Origin of the sequence: Algoriphagus boritolerans DSM 17298 = JCM 18970, from assembly GCF_900108085.1 — a bacterium.
GTDB lineage: Bacteria > Bacteroidota > Bacteroidia > Cytophagales > Cyclobacteriaceae > Algoriphagus > Algoriphagus boritolerans.
The window spans coordinates 17,539-32,061 of record NZ_FNVR01000025.1 but is presented as its reverse complement, the minus strand read 5'-3'; the positions used below and the strand labels follow the sequence as shown (position 1 = coordinate 32,061).

Below are 14,523 nucleotides of genomic sequence, written 5' to 3'. Positions count from 1 at the left end.
TCAGCTATTGAGGTCGTCAAACTTTAGCGGCAAAAGGGCCGATATTCCTTTCACTCTCAGCACATTTCCATTGGCACATAGGATCAAAATCGTAATGGGCCTTTGGTATCGATTTTCAGTTTCATTGATCGCCTGTCTGCACATTCCACATGGCGAGACACTCGCCCAGGTTTCTTCGCCTGCTCTTTGGGCCACAATAGCAAGCATTACAGGAGTAGAATTAGGGTAGTTGGCCCCTGCATAACCCAAAAGGATCCGCTCGGCACAGGTACCAACCGGATAACTGACATTTTCCTGATTGGAAGATTGGAGTACCTCTCCATTTTCCAACAAAACTGCCGCACCCACATTAAAATTGGAATATGGCGCATACGCCAATTTTGAAATTGTCTGAGCCCGGGAAAGCAAGGCCTGCTCGATGTGGTCAAGTTCTTCGGGATTTAGTTCCTCTATTTCGGAATTCAGATTTATTTTTTTCACTACTAAAATCAGTTTAGGAGAATCCTTACGATCAAAGTAAGGAATAGTTCCTTAATTCCCGCTATTTGCCCTTTTCCTCCTCAAAAATATTCTCAATTTAGCCTGCAAAACAGTGCCTATGCAAACGATATTGATCCTTGGAGCAGGCAAATCCTCCACCTATCTGATTGATTTTTTGTCAGATAGCTGTACAAAAAAAGAGCGGAGGCTCATTCTTGCCGATATTGACTTGGAAACAGCCCTGTCAAAATTAAAAAACCGGACAGGTACCCGCGCTGAGGAATTGGACTCTTCCGATTCTGAAAAGAGAAAATCCCTGATTTCCGCTGCGGATGTGGTGATCTCCATGCTCCCGGCTTTTCTGCATCCCGTGGTTGCCAAGGATTGCCTGGATCTGGGAAAACATTTTTTCACTGCTTCCTACGAATCGGAAGAATTGCGAACCATAAAACCAGATATCGAGGCAAAAGGCCTGCTCTTCCTGAATGAATGCGGCTTGGATCCAGGAATCGATCACATGTCTGCGATGAAAATAATTCATGAGGCTAGCGCAAAAGGCGAGAAGATTTTATCCTTCAAATCCTATTGCGGGGGGCTTTTGGCGCCGGAAAGCGAGGATAATCCCTGGAAATACAAGTTCACCTGGAATCCCCGCAATGTGGTACTGGCAGGCCAGGGTGCTTCTCGATACATCGAAAAAGGCGAGCTGAAATTTGTCCCCTATCACCGGCTTTTCAAACGACTGGAGACGATCAATTTTCCTGGATTGGGAGATTTTGATGGCTACCCAAACCGTGACTCGCTGAGCTACAGGCAAGTCTATGAATTGGAGAATATCCCAACGATGCTACGCGGAACCTTACGAAGGGCAGGATTCTGTAAAGCCTGGGATATTTTCGTTCAACTGGGAATGACCGATGATTCTTTTCAAATGGAAATGCCTGTTAATTCTACTTTGAGACAGTTTTTGAATGCCTTTCTCCCGTATCATGCTGAATTGAATGTGGAGGAAAAGCTGGCTGAGGCTATTCCTGACCTGGACTTTCCCGATTTTGAAAAAATCCAGTGGCTGGGCTTTTTTGAAAATCGGCCTTTACCTGAAACAAAAGGCTCTCCAGCGCAGCTTCTGCAGGCGATTTTGGAAAAAGACTGGCAGCTTAATCCCGAGGATCGGGACATGATCGTGATGCAACACCTGTTTGAAATTCAAACGAAAACCGGATTGAAAAAAGTAACCTCCAGTCTCGTCAGTTTTGGTCAGGATTCTGTCTACACCGCAATGGCAAAAACAGTAGGCTTACCATTGGCAATTGCAGTTGATTTGTTTTTGGACGGAAAAATTGGTCTTCGGGGACTTCATGTGCCGGTTTTGACTGAAATTTATCGGCCGATTTTAGCCGCCCTGGAAGAGCAGGGAATCCGATTTGAAGAAAAAGTCGAGCCAGTCAATCCCTAAAAAAGAGCATTGCATTTAGTAACCTGTGAATACGGATTTCCTGCCTAATTGGCTTTAAATAAGCAAATTATCGTATTTAATTCAAAAAAAATCGCCTCCGAGCAGGTGCTTGAATGCTGGATTTATAAGCTTATACTAGGTGTATTCGGTTAGCTGCACGTACCCAAATAATGGTAGAATTGAGTTCCAATTGAAGGTGCTGTTTACCGTCGTCTGTGGGCGTGTATCCATGTACAAAATTCCCCAAATCTAGTCCACGTGCCTCAGTGCGGATACCCATATCTTATTTAATAGCTCTCTGATTCGTTTGGAAAATCTTTTGCTTTCACATCCGTGATATATCGCTTAAACGCATCCAACATCACCGCTTCCAGATCTGCATATTGCCTCAAAAATCGAGGTTTAAATTCCTGGGTGATCCCAAGCATGTCATGCATCACGAGGACCTGACCATCTACCTTTCCGCCAGCACCGATTCCTATGACTGGAATACTGACCGTTTCGGCTACTTTTTTGGCAAGAGCCGCAGGGATTTTTTCCAAAACCAAAGCAAAACAGCCGCATTCTTCCAATACCTTGGCATCTTCCAATAGTTTTTGGGCCTCAGCTTCCTCTTTGGCTCTCACGGTGTAGGTACCAAACTTGTAAATCGACTGAGGTGTCAGGCCTAAATGCCCCATCACCGGTACACCTGCACTCAAAATTCGAACGACGGATTCTCTAATTTCGGATCCACCTTCCATTTTGACCGAATGTGCTCCTGATTCTTTCATGATCCGGATGGCTGATCGCAAAGCCTCAGAGCTGTTGCCCTGATAGTTTCCGAAAGGAATGTCTACCACCACAAATGCCCGTTTTACGGCTCTTACAACGGCTGATGCGTGATAGATCATTTGGTCCAGGGTGATTGGCAGGGTGGTTTCGTGGCCCGCCATGACATTGGAAGCTGAATCTCCCACAAGAATAATATCTATCCCTGCCTCATCCACAATCTTTGCCATGGAGAAATCGTACGCAGTAAGCATGGAAATTTTTTCTCCTCGCAGCTTCATTTCCTGAAGCGTGTGCGTGGTGATTCGTTTGATATTCGCTGAGGAATGTACTGACATGGCGTTAGTGAAGTTGTACTGAATAGTGATTGCCTGACACATCTACCCTGATGTGTTCATTGAGAGTAGTGGAAAGCTCATAGCCCGTGTAGTCAGGGCGAACCGGAAAAAGTCCATGGCTTCTGTTGACCAAGACCGCAATTTCCATTTTTAGAATTTCCTGATCCAAAAATGGCTTCATGGCATAGACTAAGGTTTTGCCGGTGTTGAGGACATCGTCTACCAAAATGATGGTTTTGTTAACCAAAACGAGTTTCTTAGAAAGATGTACTTCCGATTTAGAAACGGCTGTTTTATCCAAAATCACTTCCAGTACTTCTACTTTCAGGGGAGAGATCCGCTTGAGCTCCTCTGCCAGGAGCAGTGCCAGGTTCATACCCATCCCGGTAATTCCGGCAAATACGACCCCGGCTGAATTAATATTTCGTTCATAGATTTCGAAAGCCATTCGGGTGATTTTTTGCCCGACCTGCTTATGGTTGAGTACTTCGCTCATAGGATGATTTTGAAAAATGAAAATTAGGCCAATTTGGATTGGATTCAAAGCCAATCAGCGATGACTGTCCTCTTCATGAAGAATATTCACATAGCTCTGATAGCGATAGGGGTGAATGAATCCTTGCTCCAGCTTCTTGAGCACCACACATCCCGGCTCGTTGATGTGTGTACAATTATTGTATTTGCACTGCCCCAGGTACTTTCTCATCTCCGGAAAATAATGCGAGAGTTCATTGTCCTCCACATCCAAAATTCCAAACTCTTTGATTCCGGGAGTGTCAATCAAATCTCCACCTTCCGGTAGAGTGAAAAGCTCTGCAAAAGTGGTTGTATGGACTCCCTTGGCACTGAAACCTGAAATTTCCTTCGTTTCCTGCCTGGCTTCCGGCACCAATGCATTCAAAAGTGTCGACTTCCCTACTCCTGAATGTCCGGAAATCAAAGATGATTTTCCCTGAATCAGTGATAAAAATTTCTCTTTCAATCCTGTCTCTTTCAGCGCCGAAACTTCAATCACCGGATAGCCCAAAGGCTCATAGATCTCATGAATATCCTGCAGCCACTCTGCTTCATCTTCGCCCTCCAACTGATCCATTTTGTTCACAACCAGGAGCGCAGGAATGCGAAAACTTTCCGCGCTCACCAAAAACCGATCAATAAATCCCAAGGAAGTGCGGGGCTTTTTCATCGTGATCACCAAAATAGCCTGATCCAGATTGCTGGCGATGATATGGGAGAAGTGCTGCTTTCGGGTGGATTTGCGGATTACGTAGTTTTCCCTTGGCAGAATCTCCGAGATCACAGCCGTCTCCTGATTCGCTTCGCGCTCCAGTTTAACCCAATCCCCCACGGCAATCGGGTTGGTCAACTTGAGCTCATCCTGTTTAAATTTCCCTTTCAATCGGGCAGATATTACCTGCTCAGCTACCTGAACGATGTACCAGCTTCCTGTCGACTTGATGACTCTTCCTATCATTTCTTAGAACTCAACTGGACCACCTTTTCGATTATCCGATCTGCGGCACCCAGATTCGATTTTACCCAATTTTGAGTGGAATAAACAGCTCTTTGATAAATATCAGCATCTTCCAACTCCGAGAATTTCTCAGCCAAAGATACTTCATCCGCTACAGCAAAGCCGCAGCCTTCCCGTTCGCTTTGAGCTGCTTCGGGGAATTTGGAAGCATTCTTAACTTTCCCAAAAATCACCGGAACTCCAAATCCCATGGGCTCCAGAATGTTGTGAAGCCCCTTACCAAACGCTCCGCCCACATAAGCCACTTTGGCAAACTGGTAAAGTGAGGATAGCATACCAATATTGTCAATGAATAGTACCGAATTGGAATCTGATGAGTTCCAGACTGAAAACCGCTTCGATTCCTGATGAATTTGCGAAGCCCAACGTTCCATCACCTCGGTATTCAAATCATGAGGTGCAATGATCCACCGGTAATCGGGGCGGGAATTGATCAGGGGAATCAGCAAATTCATGTCTTCTTCCCAGGCCGATCCGACAACAACGACAGGTTTCTCTCCTACCCATGTTGCTATTTGCGGAAGTTCTTTTGGGTCTTTGGCTGTTGCCCCTACGCGGTCAAACCGCGTGTCACCCCCGAGACTTGCATTTTTATACCCAATTGCGCGGAGCAAGGTCAGGCTTTTTTCATTTTGGGTGAAAATCCAATCCATCGCAAAAAGATTCTGCCTGAAAAACGATCCCAACACCCCAAAAAAGCTTTGATCTTCCCTGAAGTTTGCAGCGATCAAAAACATGGGTATTTGTCTTTTTTTCAACTCCTGAATGTGATGAAACCAAAGGTCATATTTAATAAAAAAGACAAGGTCGGGCTTTAACTCAGATACAAATCGCTTTGCCAGACTTTTTCGATCCAAAGGTAAGTAGGTGATAAAATCAACAGTTGGTTGAGGCCTTTTCACCACATGATCATAGCCTGATGGGCTAAAAAAACTAACTACAATCGACATCTCAGGCCTTTTTGTTTTAAGCGCTGCTAGGACAGGCCGCGCTTGCTCATATTCACCGAGCGAAGCCACATGAAACCAAGCCACTGGAGAGGAGCACGTTGACCGAAAGTTTTCAAGCTTTTTGAAAAGAGATTTTCTGCCTTTCAAAAAATGATTCAATTTGCCCGAAAATGGGCTTAACAGGTTCAAAAAAACCGTTATCAAAAATAAAGTTAAGCGGTAAAGCAAATTCATCTGTCAAAAGTAGCCATTCAAACACAAACCCTCATTTTTTCCAAAGAAGAAGAATCGCTTTGAGTGCGAAATAAAAAAAAGAATTAAATTGATGGTAGTCTTGTGCATTTACTTCTAAAATAGGTAATTTCAAAACTGTCATTTTTTAGAAAAACCAATCTTTGATAAAAGTTGATTGATCAACATGATTAAAGTTCTATTCGTCTGCTTAGGAAATATCTGTCGCTCACCATTGGCTGAGGCCATTTTCAATCAAAAAATTAGGGCCTTGGGGCTTGACCGCCAGATCAAATCTGACAGTGCAGGTACTTCCGACTTCCACATCGGAGAGCTTCCCGATGAGCGTTCTATTAAATGCGCAGAAAAATACGGGCTGAAAATAACCCATCGGGGTAGGCAAGTGAATCGAACTGACTTCAGGGACTTTGATTACATCATTGCGATGGATGACAATAACCTGCAAAATCTGAACAACCTTAAAGTCAGGTATAGCTTCCCCAATAAGGAGATTTACCTCATGCGGGACTTTGTTGCCGGCGATGAGGGCCTTCCCGTGCCGGATCCGTATTATGGAGGAGAAGAAGGATTTGATGAGATCTATCAGATTTTGGACAGGTCAATCAGTAATTTTCTGGTGAAGATCAAAGAAGTACATCAAATCTATGCATGAGCAGTATGAACTCTATCAACAGGTCATTTTTGAAACTTTGGGTCCATTGGCCCAGTTGAACACCGCGGTTTTTGTCGCTGCCGGCAATCACAATCAAGGAATAAAACTAGAGACCACTGAAGGCCCATTTTTTCTCAAACTCAACTTTGATCACGAACGGGATATACTTTCCAAAGAAGCAGAAGGACTTCACTTGCTCAGAAAATCAACTTTTCTGAAAATTCCACAGACGTACGGATTCGGCAGGATAAACGATTACAACTACCTTTTATCTGAATTTGTCCCCTCATCTCGACAGCAATTGGATTACTGGGAAGATCTGGGCCTGGGATTGGCGCATCTTCACCTGACTCATAGCAAGACCTTTGGGCTGGAATCCGACAACTATATCGCTTCCCTCCACCAAAAAAACCATGAATATGAAAGCTGGTCTGATTTCTTTATCGAACAGCGTCTCGAACCCATGCTGGGTATGGCTTATTTTGACAAGTTGATCCCCCTGGATTTCTTGAAAAAATTTCAAACCATCTACTCCAAAATAGACTCAATTTTCCCAAAGGAAAAACCCTCCCTGGTTCACGGCGATCTATGGTCAGGAAATGTGATTTGTAATCAGGAAGGAAAACCCTGCCTGATCGACCCTGCTGTCTACTACGGGCATCGGGAAATGGATTTGGCTTTTTCCCGATTATTTGGAGGATTTGATACGCGATTTTACGACGCTTATGAATCCATCATTCCTTTGGAACCTGGTTTCGAAAGTAGAATCGGGATCTACAATCTGTATCCTCTGCTCGTTCATTTGAATCTTTTTGGAACAGCCTATTTGCCGGGAATTGAAAAAATCATCAAACGCTTTCAGTAATGTCTTTTTTGATCCGTCTATATAGGGAAAGTGATGCTCCCGCAATCCTGGATATCATCAACGATTCCATTCTGAATACCAGCCACAATTACGACTATGAGCCAAAAACTCTCGGGGAAGTGATCCTACTTTTCCAAGAAAAAATAAAGGACGGATATCCGATTTTGGTTGCGGAGCTAGATGCCGATGTGGTCGGCTATGCGACTTTTGGAAGATTTAGAGCCAAGCCAGGATATGATAAGACGATCGAACATTCAATTTATCTGACCCAAAAAGCCCAATCCAAAGGACTGGGCACTGAAATGATGCGTCAACTTATTGATATTGCCACTGATAAAGGCTTTCATGTCATGATTGCCGGGATGGATTCGGAAAATACCGGAAGCTATCAGTTTCATGAACGGCTCGGATTCAAGGAAGTGGCCCGATTTTCTGAGGTCGGATTCAAGTTTGGCAAATGGCTGAATCTGGTGTTTATGCAATTGATCTTAGAACCTAAGCGTTAGGAGATCATTACCTTTTCCCCTGTTTTCACTGCCTTGTAGATTGCATCTATGATTACCAAGTCCTTCAACCCCTCTTCTCCGTCTACTGGAATCATTGGCTTTTTCCCATCTAGAATGATCGCTGCCATTTCATCCATCTGTGTAGTCTGATGGGTGATGTGTTCGGCCTCGACTGGACCTTTGTTAGTCCAGGCTTTGATCGGCCCATATCCGGTCGAAGGTTGCATTTCGGCAAAGCCTTTGGTCCCGTTCAGGAAAAACTTATCCAAGTTATTAAGCGAATAAGTGGAAAGACAGGAAGCCACAGCACCGGATGGAAATCCCATCTGAAAAGTGATCGTTTCGTCCACATTTTCTTTGAACTTGACTGGGTCTGTCTTCACTTCCTGTGCAGTCACCCAGGTCGGTTCCTCACCGAGCATGTAGCGCGCACCATTGATGGAATAGATTCCTATATCCATCATTGATCCTCCACCAGCCAGCTCATAATTTAACCGCCACTGTGTAGGATCACCAATTCTAAATCCACTCAATCCCTGAAAAAACAGCGTTTCTCCAAATTCTCCGGCGCGCTGCTGCCGGACTACTTCCTGAGTCTTCGCCTCAAAGTGCATCCGGTAGCCAACGAGCAAATGAACTCCGGCAGCCTTGCACGCTGCGACCATTTCCTGACCTTCAGCGGCATTGAGTGCCATGGGTTTTTCACAGATCACATGCTTCCCTGCTTTCGCAACCCGGATCGAATAGGGTTTGTGAAGTGAATTTGGTGTAATGACGTAGACCGCATCGATATCGGGGTTATCCTTGATTTGGTCAAAGTTGTCGTAGTGGTAGCAGTTTTTGTCAGGGATACCGTATTTCTGTTTCCATGTTTCCACTTTGGAAGGAGTCCCGCTGATTACTCCCACTAATTTTGCGCGCTGACAGTTGACCATCGCCTCAGCGACACGGGTTCCATAGCTCCCAAGTCCCATAATTGCGACTCGAAGGATTTTATCATCTCGTTCAAAATTCATAGCTGAAAGTGTTTCGGCAAAAGGTAAACTTAAAGCCAAGGTTGAAAATCCGGCTCTTTTAAGGAAAATTCTTCTTGTACCCATGGGTTATTAGGTTTATGGTTTGACTTCATGAAGTTATAAAAATCTCTGAAGGAATTAAGCCTGCTCAATTAAGGGAGTAAAAATCCCCTATATTTTCCTTCGCACTGCCTGAAATGTGTTTCGGGAAGCTTGTTCCAAAAGTGCTTCGTACCCTTCAAGCATTGGAGGAATTTCTTCCACCCTTTGGTGAAGAATTGTCAGTAATTCCAGGCCCTCATTGTATCGAATCTCAAACTCATCGCGCAGCATCGCGATCAATTCATCCAATTTAAACAACTGCGTATCGATCACAATGGAAATACTAATCGCGGAGAGTTGCAGCATATTCACCCGCAGTTTTAGCTTCTGAAGCTGCTCATAAACTCGGTGAATATGCTTTTCTTCGATGAAGGTAAAATCAGTCACCTTGAAGCTGACCAAAACTTGGTCTTTTTTTAAAACAATAGTAGGAACCTGATGTGGAACAGCAAGCTCATGAATTATCGTTCCGGTAGCTTCAGGATCCAGGAAAGACTTGACAAAAAGCGGAATACTGGCATTCGCCAGAGGTTTGATCGTTTTGGGATGAATCACAGATGCACCGAAATAAGTCATCTCAGCCGCTTCCCGATAGCTTAATTCATCAAATTTTTTGGTATTTAAGAAAAGCTTGGGATCGGCATTCAAAACTCCGGGGACATCTTTCCAAATTGTAACCGAACCCGCGTCCAGACATGTAGCAAGAATGGCGGCCGTAAAATCAGAGCCTTCCCTTCCAAGAGTAGTAGTTCTTCCTCTCGGATCGGATCCGATAAATCCTTGGGTCAAAATCGGGAAATTTTCGAGCAAAGGTTTCCATTTTTCCTGACAGGATTTCCGTGTTTTCGTCCAGTCAATCTTTGCAAAGCGAAAATCGGAATTGGTGTAGATGACTTCTCTCGCATCTTGCCACAACACGATCAAGCCCTGAAGACACAAAAATTCAGCAACTATTCGAGTCGACACCAACTCTCCGAAACTGACAATCCGGTCATAAAACTCGTCGTAGTTTTGAGGAGTAAGCACTTTCTCAAGATCATTTTCCAACTGCACGAACAGGTTTTCCAATTTTGGAAAAATTGCATGGTCCCGAGGAAACAACTCCCGGCAAAGCCGGAGATGATAATCTTTTAAAATTGCACTATTCTCATAATAATCCTTTCCCTCCAACTTCAAGGCCAGGATAGACTCCAGGCTATTGGTCGTTTTTCCCATTGCAGAAACCACTATGATCAGGTTTTTTCGCAATCGATTACGGAGAATTTCAGCTAAGTTTCTTACGGAATCCGCATCTTTGACCGATGCGCCTCCAAATTTGTAAATCACTGTTTTTGCCATAAGAATTTATTCCTAATTTTCGGAAGTATAAACCCAATAATTGCACTTTTCCTAGAATGAAAACTTTCCCCTATCAGGCCGATCAGAATTCCTTGGCCTATTCAGTCGGCATCACGCTCGATCGCTACATCAAACTTAAGCAAGGTGATTTTCCATTCGCTTCAGGCGAACTGTCACAACTACTGCGTGACATCGCACTGGCAGCGAAGATAGTCAATCGAGAAACCAACCGAGCCGGATTATCCAATATCGGCGGAGCTTTTGGTCAGACAAACGTACAAGGCGAAGAGCAGCAGAAGCTCGACGTGGTGGCCAATATTCGATTTATGCGTGCCCTGAGCAAGGGCGGCGAAGTCTGTGCCATTGTATCCGAGGAAGAGGATGCCGTGATAGATCTGCAAAATAAATCAGGCAAATATGTCGTCGCCATTGACCCGCTGGATGGCAGTTCCAATATCGATGTCAACATCAGCATCGGGACGATTTTTTCGATTTACCGAAGAAAAACCCCGATAGGAAGCCCAATTACGAGTGAGGACATCATGCAGCCAGGAAGCCAACAAGTCGCTGCAGGCTATGTCCTTTATGGTTCTTCCACCATGTTGGTTTACACCACTGGCTGCGGAGTCAGTGGTTTTACTTATGAGGCCAGTTTGGGGGAGTTTTTCCTTTCTCACCCAGATATCAAAGCCCCTGAAACAGGAAAAATCTACTCCATCAATGAAGGAATGGAACTGGAGTGGCAATCAGGGATCAAAGCCTATGTGAGAGATTGTAAGGTAAAAAAATATCAATCCCGGTACATCGGTAGCTTGGTGGCGGATTTCCACAGAAATCTCCTAAAGGGAGGAATTTACCTCTATCCAGCCACTTTTTCTAACCCAAACGGAAAGCTTCGCCTTTTGTATGAAGCCAATGCACTGGCCTTTATCATAGAGCAGGCAGGCGGAAAAGCAAGTGATGGGGAAAGTAGAATTTTGGATATTCAACCGAAAGCACTCCATCAACGCACGCCACTATTGATCGGCTCCAAAGTCATGGTAGAGGCAGCGGAACAGTTCATGCAAAAGACTGAGTCAGAAATCCACACATTTAGCCGCTAAACAAGATTTTATTCTGATTTCGAATCTTTCGCATTAACTTAGAAGCTGAAAATTCCGAAACCATGAATTCAAACAAACTTTATTTAGCCCTGGCAATGATGCTGGGTTCAGCTTCGCTTTGGACCTCCTGTGGACCAAAAGAAACTGCTGAAACATCCAATGCCGAAGCTTTCGCTACGCAAACCGAACGATTATTGATCAAAGTAGACACCCTCTACAGCGAATTTGAGAATCCTTGGGGCATGACTTGGCTTTCTGATGGCAGAATGTTGGTCACTGAGCGAAAAGGAGAAATTTTGATTTTTAAGGACGACAAATTTACCGGTGAGAAAATCGAAGGACTTCCTGAGGTTCATTTGGTAAATCAAGCTGGGCTCTTGGATGTCGCTGCCCATCCAAAACATGCTGAAAATGGCTGGATTTACATCGCTTACGCAAAAAATTTCGAAGACAGCACTGCCGCCACTACTATTATGCGATTCAAGCTGGATGGTAATAAGGCCGTGGAGCAAGAAGATCTGATTACCGCAGGACCATCTTGGAAAGGCGGTCGACACTTCGGTAGCAGAATCGTATTTGACAACGAAGGATATCTGTATTTCTCAAATGGAGACAAGGGCAACATACCGATGAATGCCCAAGACCTGACCAATGCGCATGGAAAAATCCACCGGATAAATGACGATGGCACCATTCCAAGTGACAATCCTTTTGTGGATTCAGTAGGTGCAGTAGCTTCTATCTGGAGCTATGGAAACAGAAACCCGCAGGGCCTGTATTTTGACAAGGCCACCAACACGCTCTGGGAGGCAGAACATGGCCCGAAAGGCGGTGACGAGTTGAATATCATTGAAAAAGGTAAAAACTACGGCTGGCCTGTGATCACTTATGGGATTAACTACAACGGTACCATTTTGGCTGAAACCTCAGAAAAACCCGGTATGGAGCAACCTGTACATTATTGGGTACCCTCCATTGCTACCTGCGGTATTACTGTCGTAAACTCTGACCGATATCCAGGTTGGAAGGGTAACATCCTAGTAGCTGCTCTAGCTAAACAACACATTGCCAGGGTAGTTTTAAAAGACAACAAGCACATCGCTGAAGAAAAGCTGGTGCCGGGAATCGGAAGGGTTCGTCAAGTGGCAGAAAGTCCTGATGGATACATTTATGCCATCACCGAGTTAACCGGACTTATGGTGAAGTTTATTCCGATCGGATAAAGATCAAATCATGATGATGAGACCTCCGGGGAAACTTGGAGGTCTTTTTTTGTTTAAGCCATTATTGGAAATCAAACGTAAATTCTTCCTTAGGAAGAAATACAGGAAAGTATATTTAAAAACCTGAGTTTGAATCCTGACGTTCTGGTAAATTGAAATCAAATTGACTGAGCATGAATCCAATAAAAATAATACTTGCGATACTGATTTTTTTAGGAGTGAGTACTATTGCTAAATCCTGTACGCCCAAAGTAGAAGATGGAACACCCGAGGCTCCTTTGACAGAATTTCAATTTTCCACAGAAACTGAAAAAATGTCCATTAAAGTAGATACACTCTACTCCGATTTACAAAACCCCTGGGGTATGACCTGGCTAGGAGATGGAAAAATGCTGATAACCGAACGCAAAGGGGAAATACTGATTTTTGATAAAGATGAGTTTACAGGTCAGCGAGTCCAAGGGCTCCCTGCTGTCTATGCCAAGGGGCAGGCAGGCCTGCTTGATATCACAGCTCATCCGGATTATGCCCAAAACGGCTGGATTTATATCGCTTACGCCAAGCCAGTTCCCGGAGGCGGTGCCACTACCATAGCCCGGTTCAAACTTAATGGCAATACTGCAACATCTTTTGAAGACCTCATCGTCACTACTCCGGCCTGGAACGGCGGCACACATTATGGAAGCCGAATCGTTTTTGACAATCAAAACTTTCTATTCTTCACCAACGGTGAGCGCGGCAGTCAGAACAATGCTCAAAACCTAAGCAATTCACACGGCAAGGTGCACCGGATTCATGACGACGGCAGAATTCCTACAGACAATCCATTCGTGAATACTGAAAATGCCATCCCATCCATCTGGACATTTGGAAACCGCAATCCTCAGGGAATGATTTTCGACCAAGTCAATAATCGTCTCTGGTCAGTCGAACACGGACCCAGAGGTGGGGATGAACTTAATCTGATTGAAAAAGGAAAGAATTACGGTTGGCCTGTTATAACCTATGGAATCAACTACAACGGAACTCCAATTACTGATCTTACTGAAAAGGAAGGAATGGAACAGCCGGTAAAATATTGGGTGCCATCTATTGCTACCTGTGGGATGACTTTGGTGACTTCGGATAACTATCCAGCTTGGAAAGGAAACATACTGGTAGCTGCACTAGCAGGTACTCACATCGCTCGTGTGGAGATGGATGGGACTCGCGCAACAGGTGAAGAAAAACTATTGCAAGGTATTGGTAGGGTACGACAAGTATCCCAAAGTCCGGATGGCTACATCTATGCGATCACAGAGGGGACAGGGCTCCTGATTAAGTTGCTTCCTGCTACAGGAATGTAAATGAACAAGTCAATTAGACTTCTTTTTTAGTTCTTCGATGTCTAGCAAATCTTTTGGTCTGGCAGCCCTTCGTTTACTTTCTATTAAGTCATTGAAGCTTAAAACCCGCCACTTCCTAAGCGGAAAGCCGACTACTTCAACGCTTTCAGAAGATTCATAGGCTTCTTCGAAAGTCTTTCCAATTTCAAATCTGGTTATCAATTCAAGATCGAGATCTTCAGGTGTGAATTTGACGGAAACATTTTTTAATCTCTCTTTAACCTCATTGGGAAATGAATCTATTTCAAATCCCATTTCCTGAAAAACCAATACCAAATTCCTGAAATTCTCATCATCAATTTTTATCCAAAAATCCACATCTGCTGAATGCCGTTGATACCCGTGAAAATTAACAGCACCCCCTCCAATAAGGAGCATTTTCACTCCATGCTTAGTTGCTAGTTCAATAAAATGGCTGATAGCTTCTTTCCAAATCTGAGTCATTATTTCCTCTTCAGAATGAAATTTCCTTTGGTGCGCTCCTCAAAAGTAACTTTGGAAGGAAACAGTCGATTTATCCTTCTGCTAAGTTCCAAGAAGGCAAAAAACCGC

Annotated in this window: 15 protein-coding genes; 7 read left to right on the top strand and 8 right to left on the bottom strand. The window is 44.2% G+C overall.

Annotated elements, in window-relative coordinates; translation table 11 throughout:
* On the bottom strand, positions 1–480 hold the full coding sequence (locus tag C4S61_RS16950) for a cytidine deaminase (RefSeq protein ID WP_103925992.1): 480 nt from the start codon (positions 478–480) through the stop codon (positions 1–3).
* 118 nt (positions 481–598) lie between these two features.
* Here C4S61_RS16950 and C4S61_RS16945 point away from each other — a divergent pair, with 118 nt between their 5' ends.
* Complete coding sequence (locus C4S61_RS16945) at positions 599–1,936, top strand: saccharopine dehydrogenase C-terminal domain-containing protein (protein ID WP_103925991.1); 1,338 nt, start codon at positions 599–601, stop codon at positions 1,934–1,936.
* 287 nt (positions 1,937–2,223) lie between these two features.
* On the opposite strand, the gene panB is transcribed toward C4S61_RS16945, so the two are convergent.
* From panB to C4S61_RS16925, 4 genes are read right to left on the bottom strand one after another with little or no spacing between them, the layout of a single operon-like run.
* Positions 2,224–3,045 (bottom strand): 3-methyl-2-oxobutanoate hydroxymethyltransferase, encoded by an 822-nt coding sequence (gene panB, locus C4S61_RS16940; protein ID WP_103925990.1) that lies wholly within the window; start codon positions 3,043–3,045, stop codon positions 2,224–2,226.
* Positions 3,046–3,049: 4 nt separating this feature from the next.
* A complete protein-coding gene (locus C4S61_RS16935; protein WP_103926019.1) occupies positions 3,050–3,541 on the bottom strand; it encodes a phosphoribosyltransferase family protein in 492 nt (163 codons plus the stop codon).
* A gap of 54 nt (positions 3,542–3,595) precedes the next feature.
* Complete coding sequence (gene rsgA / locus C4S61_RS16930) at positions 3,596–4,519, bottom strand: ribosome small subunit-dependent GTPase A (protein WP_103925989.1); 924 nt, start codon at positions 4,517–4,519, stop codon at positions 3,596–3,598.
* The gene (locus tag C4S61_RS16925; protein ID WP_235010067.1) at positions 4,516–5,676 is read right to left on the bottom strand and encodes a 3-deoxy-D-manno-octulosonic acid transferase; all 1,161 of its coding nucleotides are present in this window, start codon (positions 5,674–5,676) and stop codon (positions 4,516–4,518) included. Before C4S61_RS16925 ends, rsgA begins: the two co-directional genes overlap by 4 nt.
* Before the next feature lie 271 nt (positions 5,677–5,947).
* On the opposite strand from C4S61_RS16925, the gene C4S61_RS16920 reads away from it, so the two are divergent.
* Genes C4S61_RS16920 through C4S61_RS16910 form a run of 3 tightly spaced genes read left to right on the top strand, consistent with a single transcriptional unit; the run spans position 5,948 to position 7,804 of the window.
* Positions 5,948–6,433, top strand: a complete 486-nt coding sequence (locus C4S61_RS16920) for a low molecular weight protein-tyrosine-phosphatase (protein WP_103925987.1) — start codon at positions 5,948–5,950, stop codon at positions 6,431–6,433.
* The gene (locus tag C4S61_RS16915; protein WP_103925986.1) at positions 6,426–7,298 is read left to right on the top strand and encodes a fructosamine kinase family protein; all 873 of its coding nucleotides are present in this window, start codon (positions 6,426–6,428) and stop codon (positions 7,296–7,298) included. The genes C4S61_RS16920 and C4S61_RS16915 overlap by 8 nt, the downstream gene beginning before the upstream one ends.
* Entirely contained in the window at positions 7,298–7,804 is a 507-nt protein-coding gene (locus C4S61_RS16910) for a GNAT family N-acetyltransferase (protein WP_103925985.1), read from the top strand. The genes C4S61_RS16915 and C4S61_RS16910 overlap by 1 nt, the downstream gene beginning before the upstream one ends.
* On the opposite strand, the gene C4S61_RS16905 is transcribed toward C4S61_RS16910, so the two are convergent.
* Positions 7,801–8,904 carry a Gfo/Idh/MocA family protein gene (locus tag C4S61_RS16905; RefSeq protein WP_103925984.1) on the bottom strand — a complete coding sequence of 368 codons (1,104 nt, stop codon included), beginning with the start codon at positions 8,902–8,904 and terminating at the stop codon, positions 7,801–7,803. The two genes, C4S61_RS16910 and C4S61_RS16905, sit on opposite strands and share 4 nt — an antisense overlap.
* 87 nt (positions 8,905–8,991) lie before the next feature.
* Positions 8,992–10,260, bottom strand: coding sequence for an aspartate kinase (locus C4S61_RS16900; RefSeq protein ID WP_103925983.1), 1,269 nt, complete (start codon positions 10,258–10,260; stop codon positions 8,992–8,994).
* Positions 10,261–10,316: 56 nt separating this feature from the next.
* Here C4S61_RS16900 and fbp point away from each other — a divergent pair, with 56 nt between their 5' ends.
* From fbp to C4S61_RS16885, 3 genes are all read left to right on the top strand, one after another.
* Positions 10,317–11,363: a class 1 fructose-bisphosphatase gene (fbp, locus tag C4S61_RS16895; protein WP_103925982.1), complete on the top strand. Its 1,047-nt coding sequence runs from the start codon at positions 10,317–10,319 to the stop codon at positions 11,361–11,363.
* Between the two features lie 62 nt (positions 11,364–11,425).
* Positions 11,426–12,586, top strand: a complete 1,161-nt coding sequence (locus tag C4S61_RS16890; RefSeq protein ID WP_103925981.1) for a PQQ-dependent sugar dehydrogenase — start codon at positions 11,426–11,428, stop codon at positions 12,584–12,586.
* Between the two features lie 173 nt (positions 12,587–12,759).
* Entirely contained in the window at positions 12,760–13,932 is a 1,173-nt protein-coding gene (locus C4S61_RS16885) for a PQQ-dependent sugar dehydrogenase (RefSeq protein ID WP_103925980.1), read from the top strand.
* 9 nt (positions 13,933–13,941) lie between these two features.
* Here the strand turns inward: C4S61_RS16885 and C4S61_RS16880 are convergent, their stop codons facing one another.
* A complete protein-coding gene (locus tag C4S61_RS16880; protein WP_103925979.1) occupies positions 13,942–14,415 on the bottom strand; it encodes a hypothetical protein in 474 nt (157 codons plus the stop codon).
* Positions 14,416–14,523 lie beyond the last annotated feature (108 nt).

Excerpts from the sequence above, each read along its gene's own strand:
- C4S61_RS16945 (WP_103925991.1), top strand. The coding sequence starts at position 599 with ATGCAAACGATATTGATCCTTGGAGCAGGCAAATCCTCCACCTATCTG.
- panB (WP_103925990.1), bottom strand. The coding sequence starts at position 3,045 with ATGTCAGTACATTCCTCAGCGAATATCAAACGAATCACCACGCACACG.
- C4S61_RS16935 (WP_103926019.1), bottom strand. The coding sequence starts at position 3,541 with ATGAGCGAAGTACTCAACCATAAGCAGGTCGGGCAAAAAATCACCCGA.
- rsgA (WP_103925989.1), bottom strand. The coding sequence starts at position 4,519 with ATGATAGGAAGAGTCATCAAGTCGACAGGAAGCTGGTACATCGTTCAG.
- C4S61_RS16920 (WP_103925987.1), top strand. The coding sequence starts at position 5,948 with ATGATTAAAGTTCTATTCGTCTGCTTAGGAAATATCTGTCGCTCACCA.
- C4S61_RS16915 (WP_103925986.1), top strand. The coding sequence starts at position 6,426 with ATGCATGAGCAGTATGAACTCTATCAACAGGTCATTTTTGAAACTTTG.
- C4S61_RS16910 (WP_103925985.1), top strand. The coding sequence starts at position 7,298 with ATGTCTTTTTTGATCCGTCTATATAGGGAAAGTGATGCTCCCGCAATC.
- C4S61_RS16905 (WP_103925984.1), bottom strand. The coding sequence starts at position 8,904 with ATGGGTACAAGAAGAATTTTCCTTAAAAGAGCCGGATTTTCAACCTTG.
- C4S61_RS16900 (WP_103925983.1), bottom strand. The coding sequence starts at position 10,260 with ATGGCAAAAACAGTGATTTACAAATTTGGAGGCGCATCGGTCAAAGAT.
- fbp (WP_103925982.1), top strand. The coding sequence starts at position 10,317 with ATGAAAACTTTCCCCTATCAGGCCGATCAGAATTCCTTGGCCTATTCA.
- C4S61_RS16890 (WP_103925981.1), top strand. The coding sequence starts at position 11,426 with ATGAATTCAAACAAACTTTATTTAGCCCTGGCAATGATGCTGGGTTCA.
- C4S61_RS16885 (WP_103925980.1), top strand. The coding sequence starts at position 12,760 with ATGAATCCAATAAAAATAATACTTGCGATACTGATTTTTTTAGGAGTG.
- C4S61_RS16880 (WP_103925979.1), bottom strand. The coding sequence starts at position 14,415 with ATGACTCAGATTTGGAAAGAAGCTATCAGCCATTTTATTGAACTAGCA.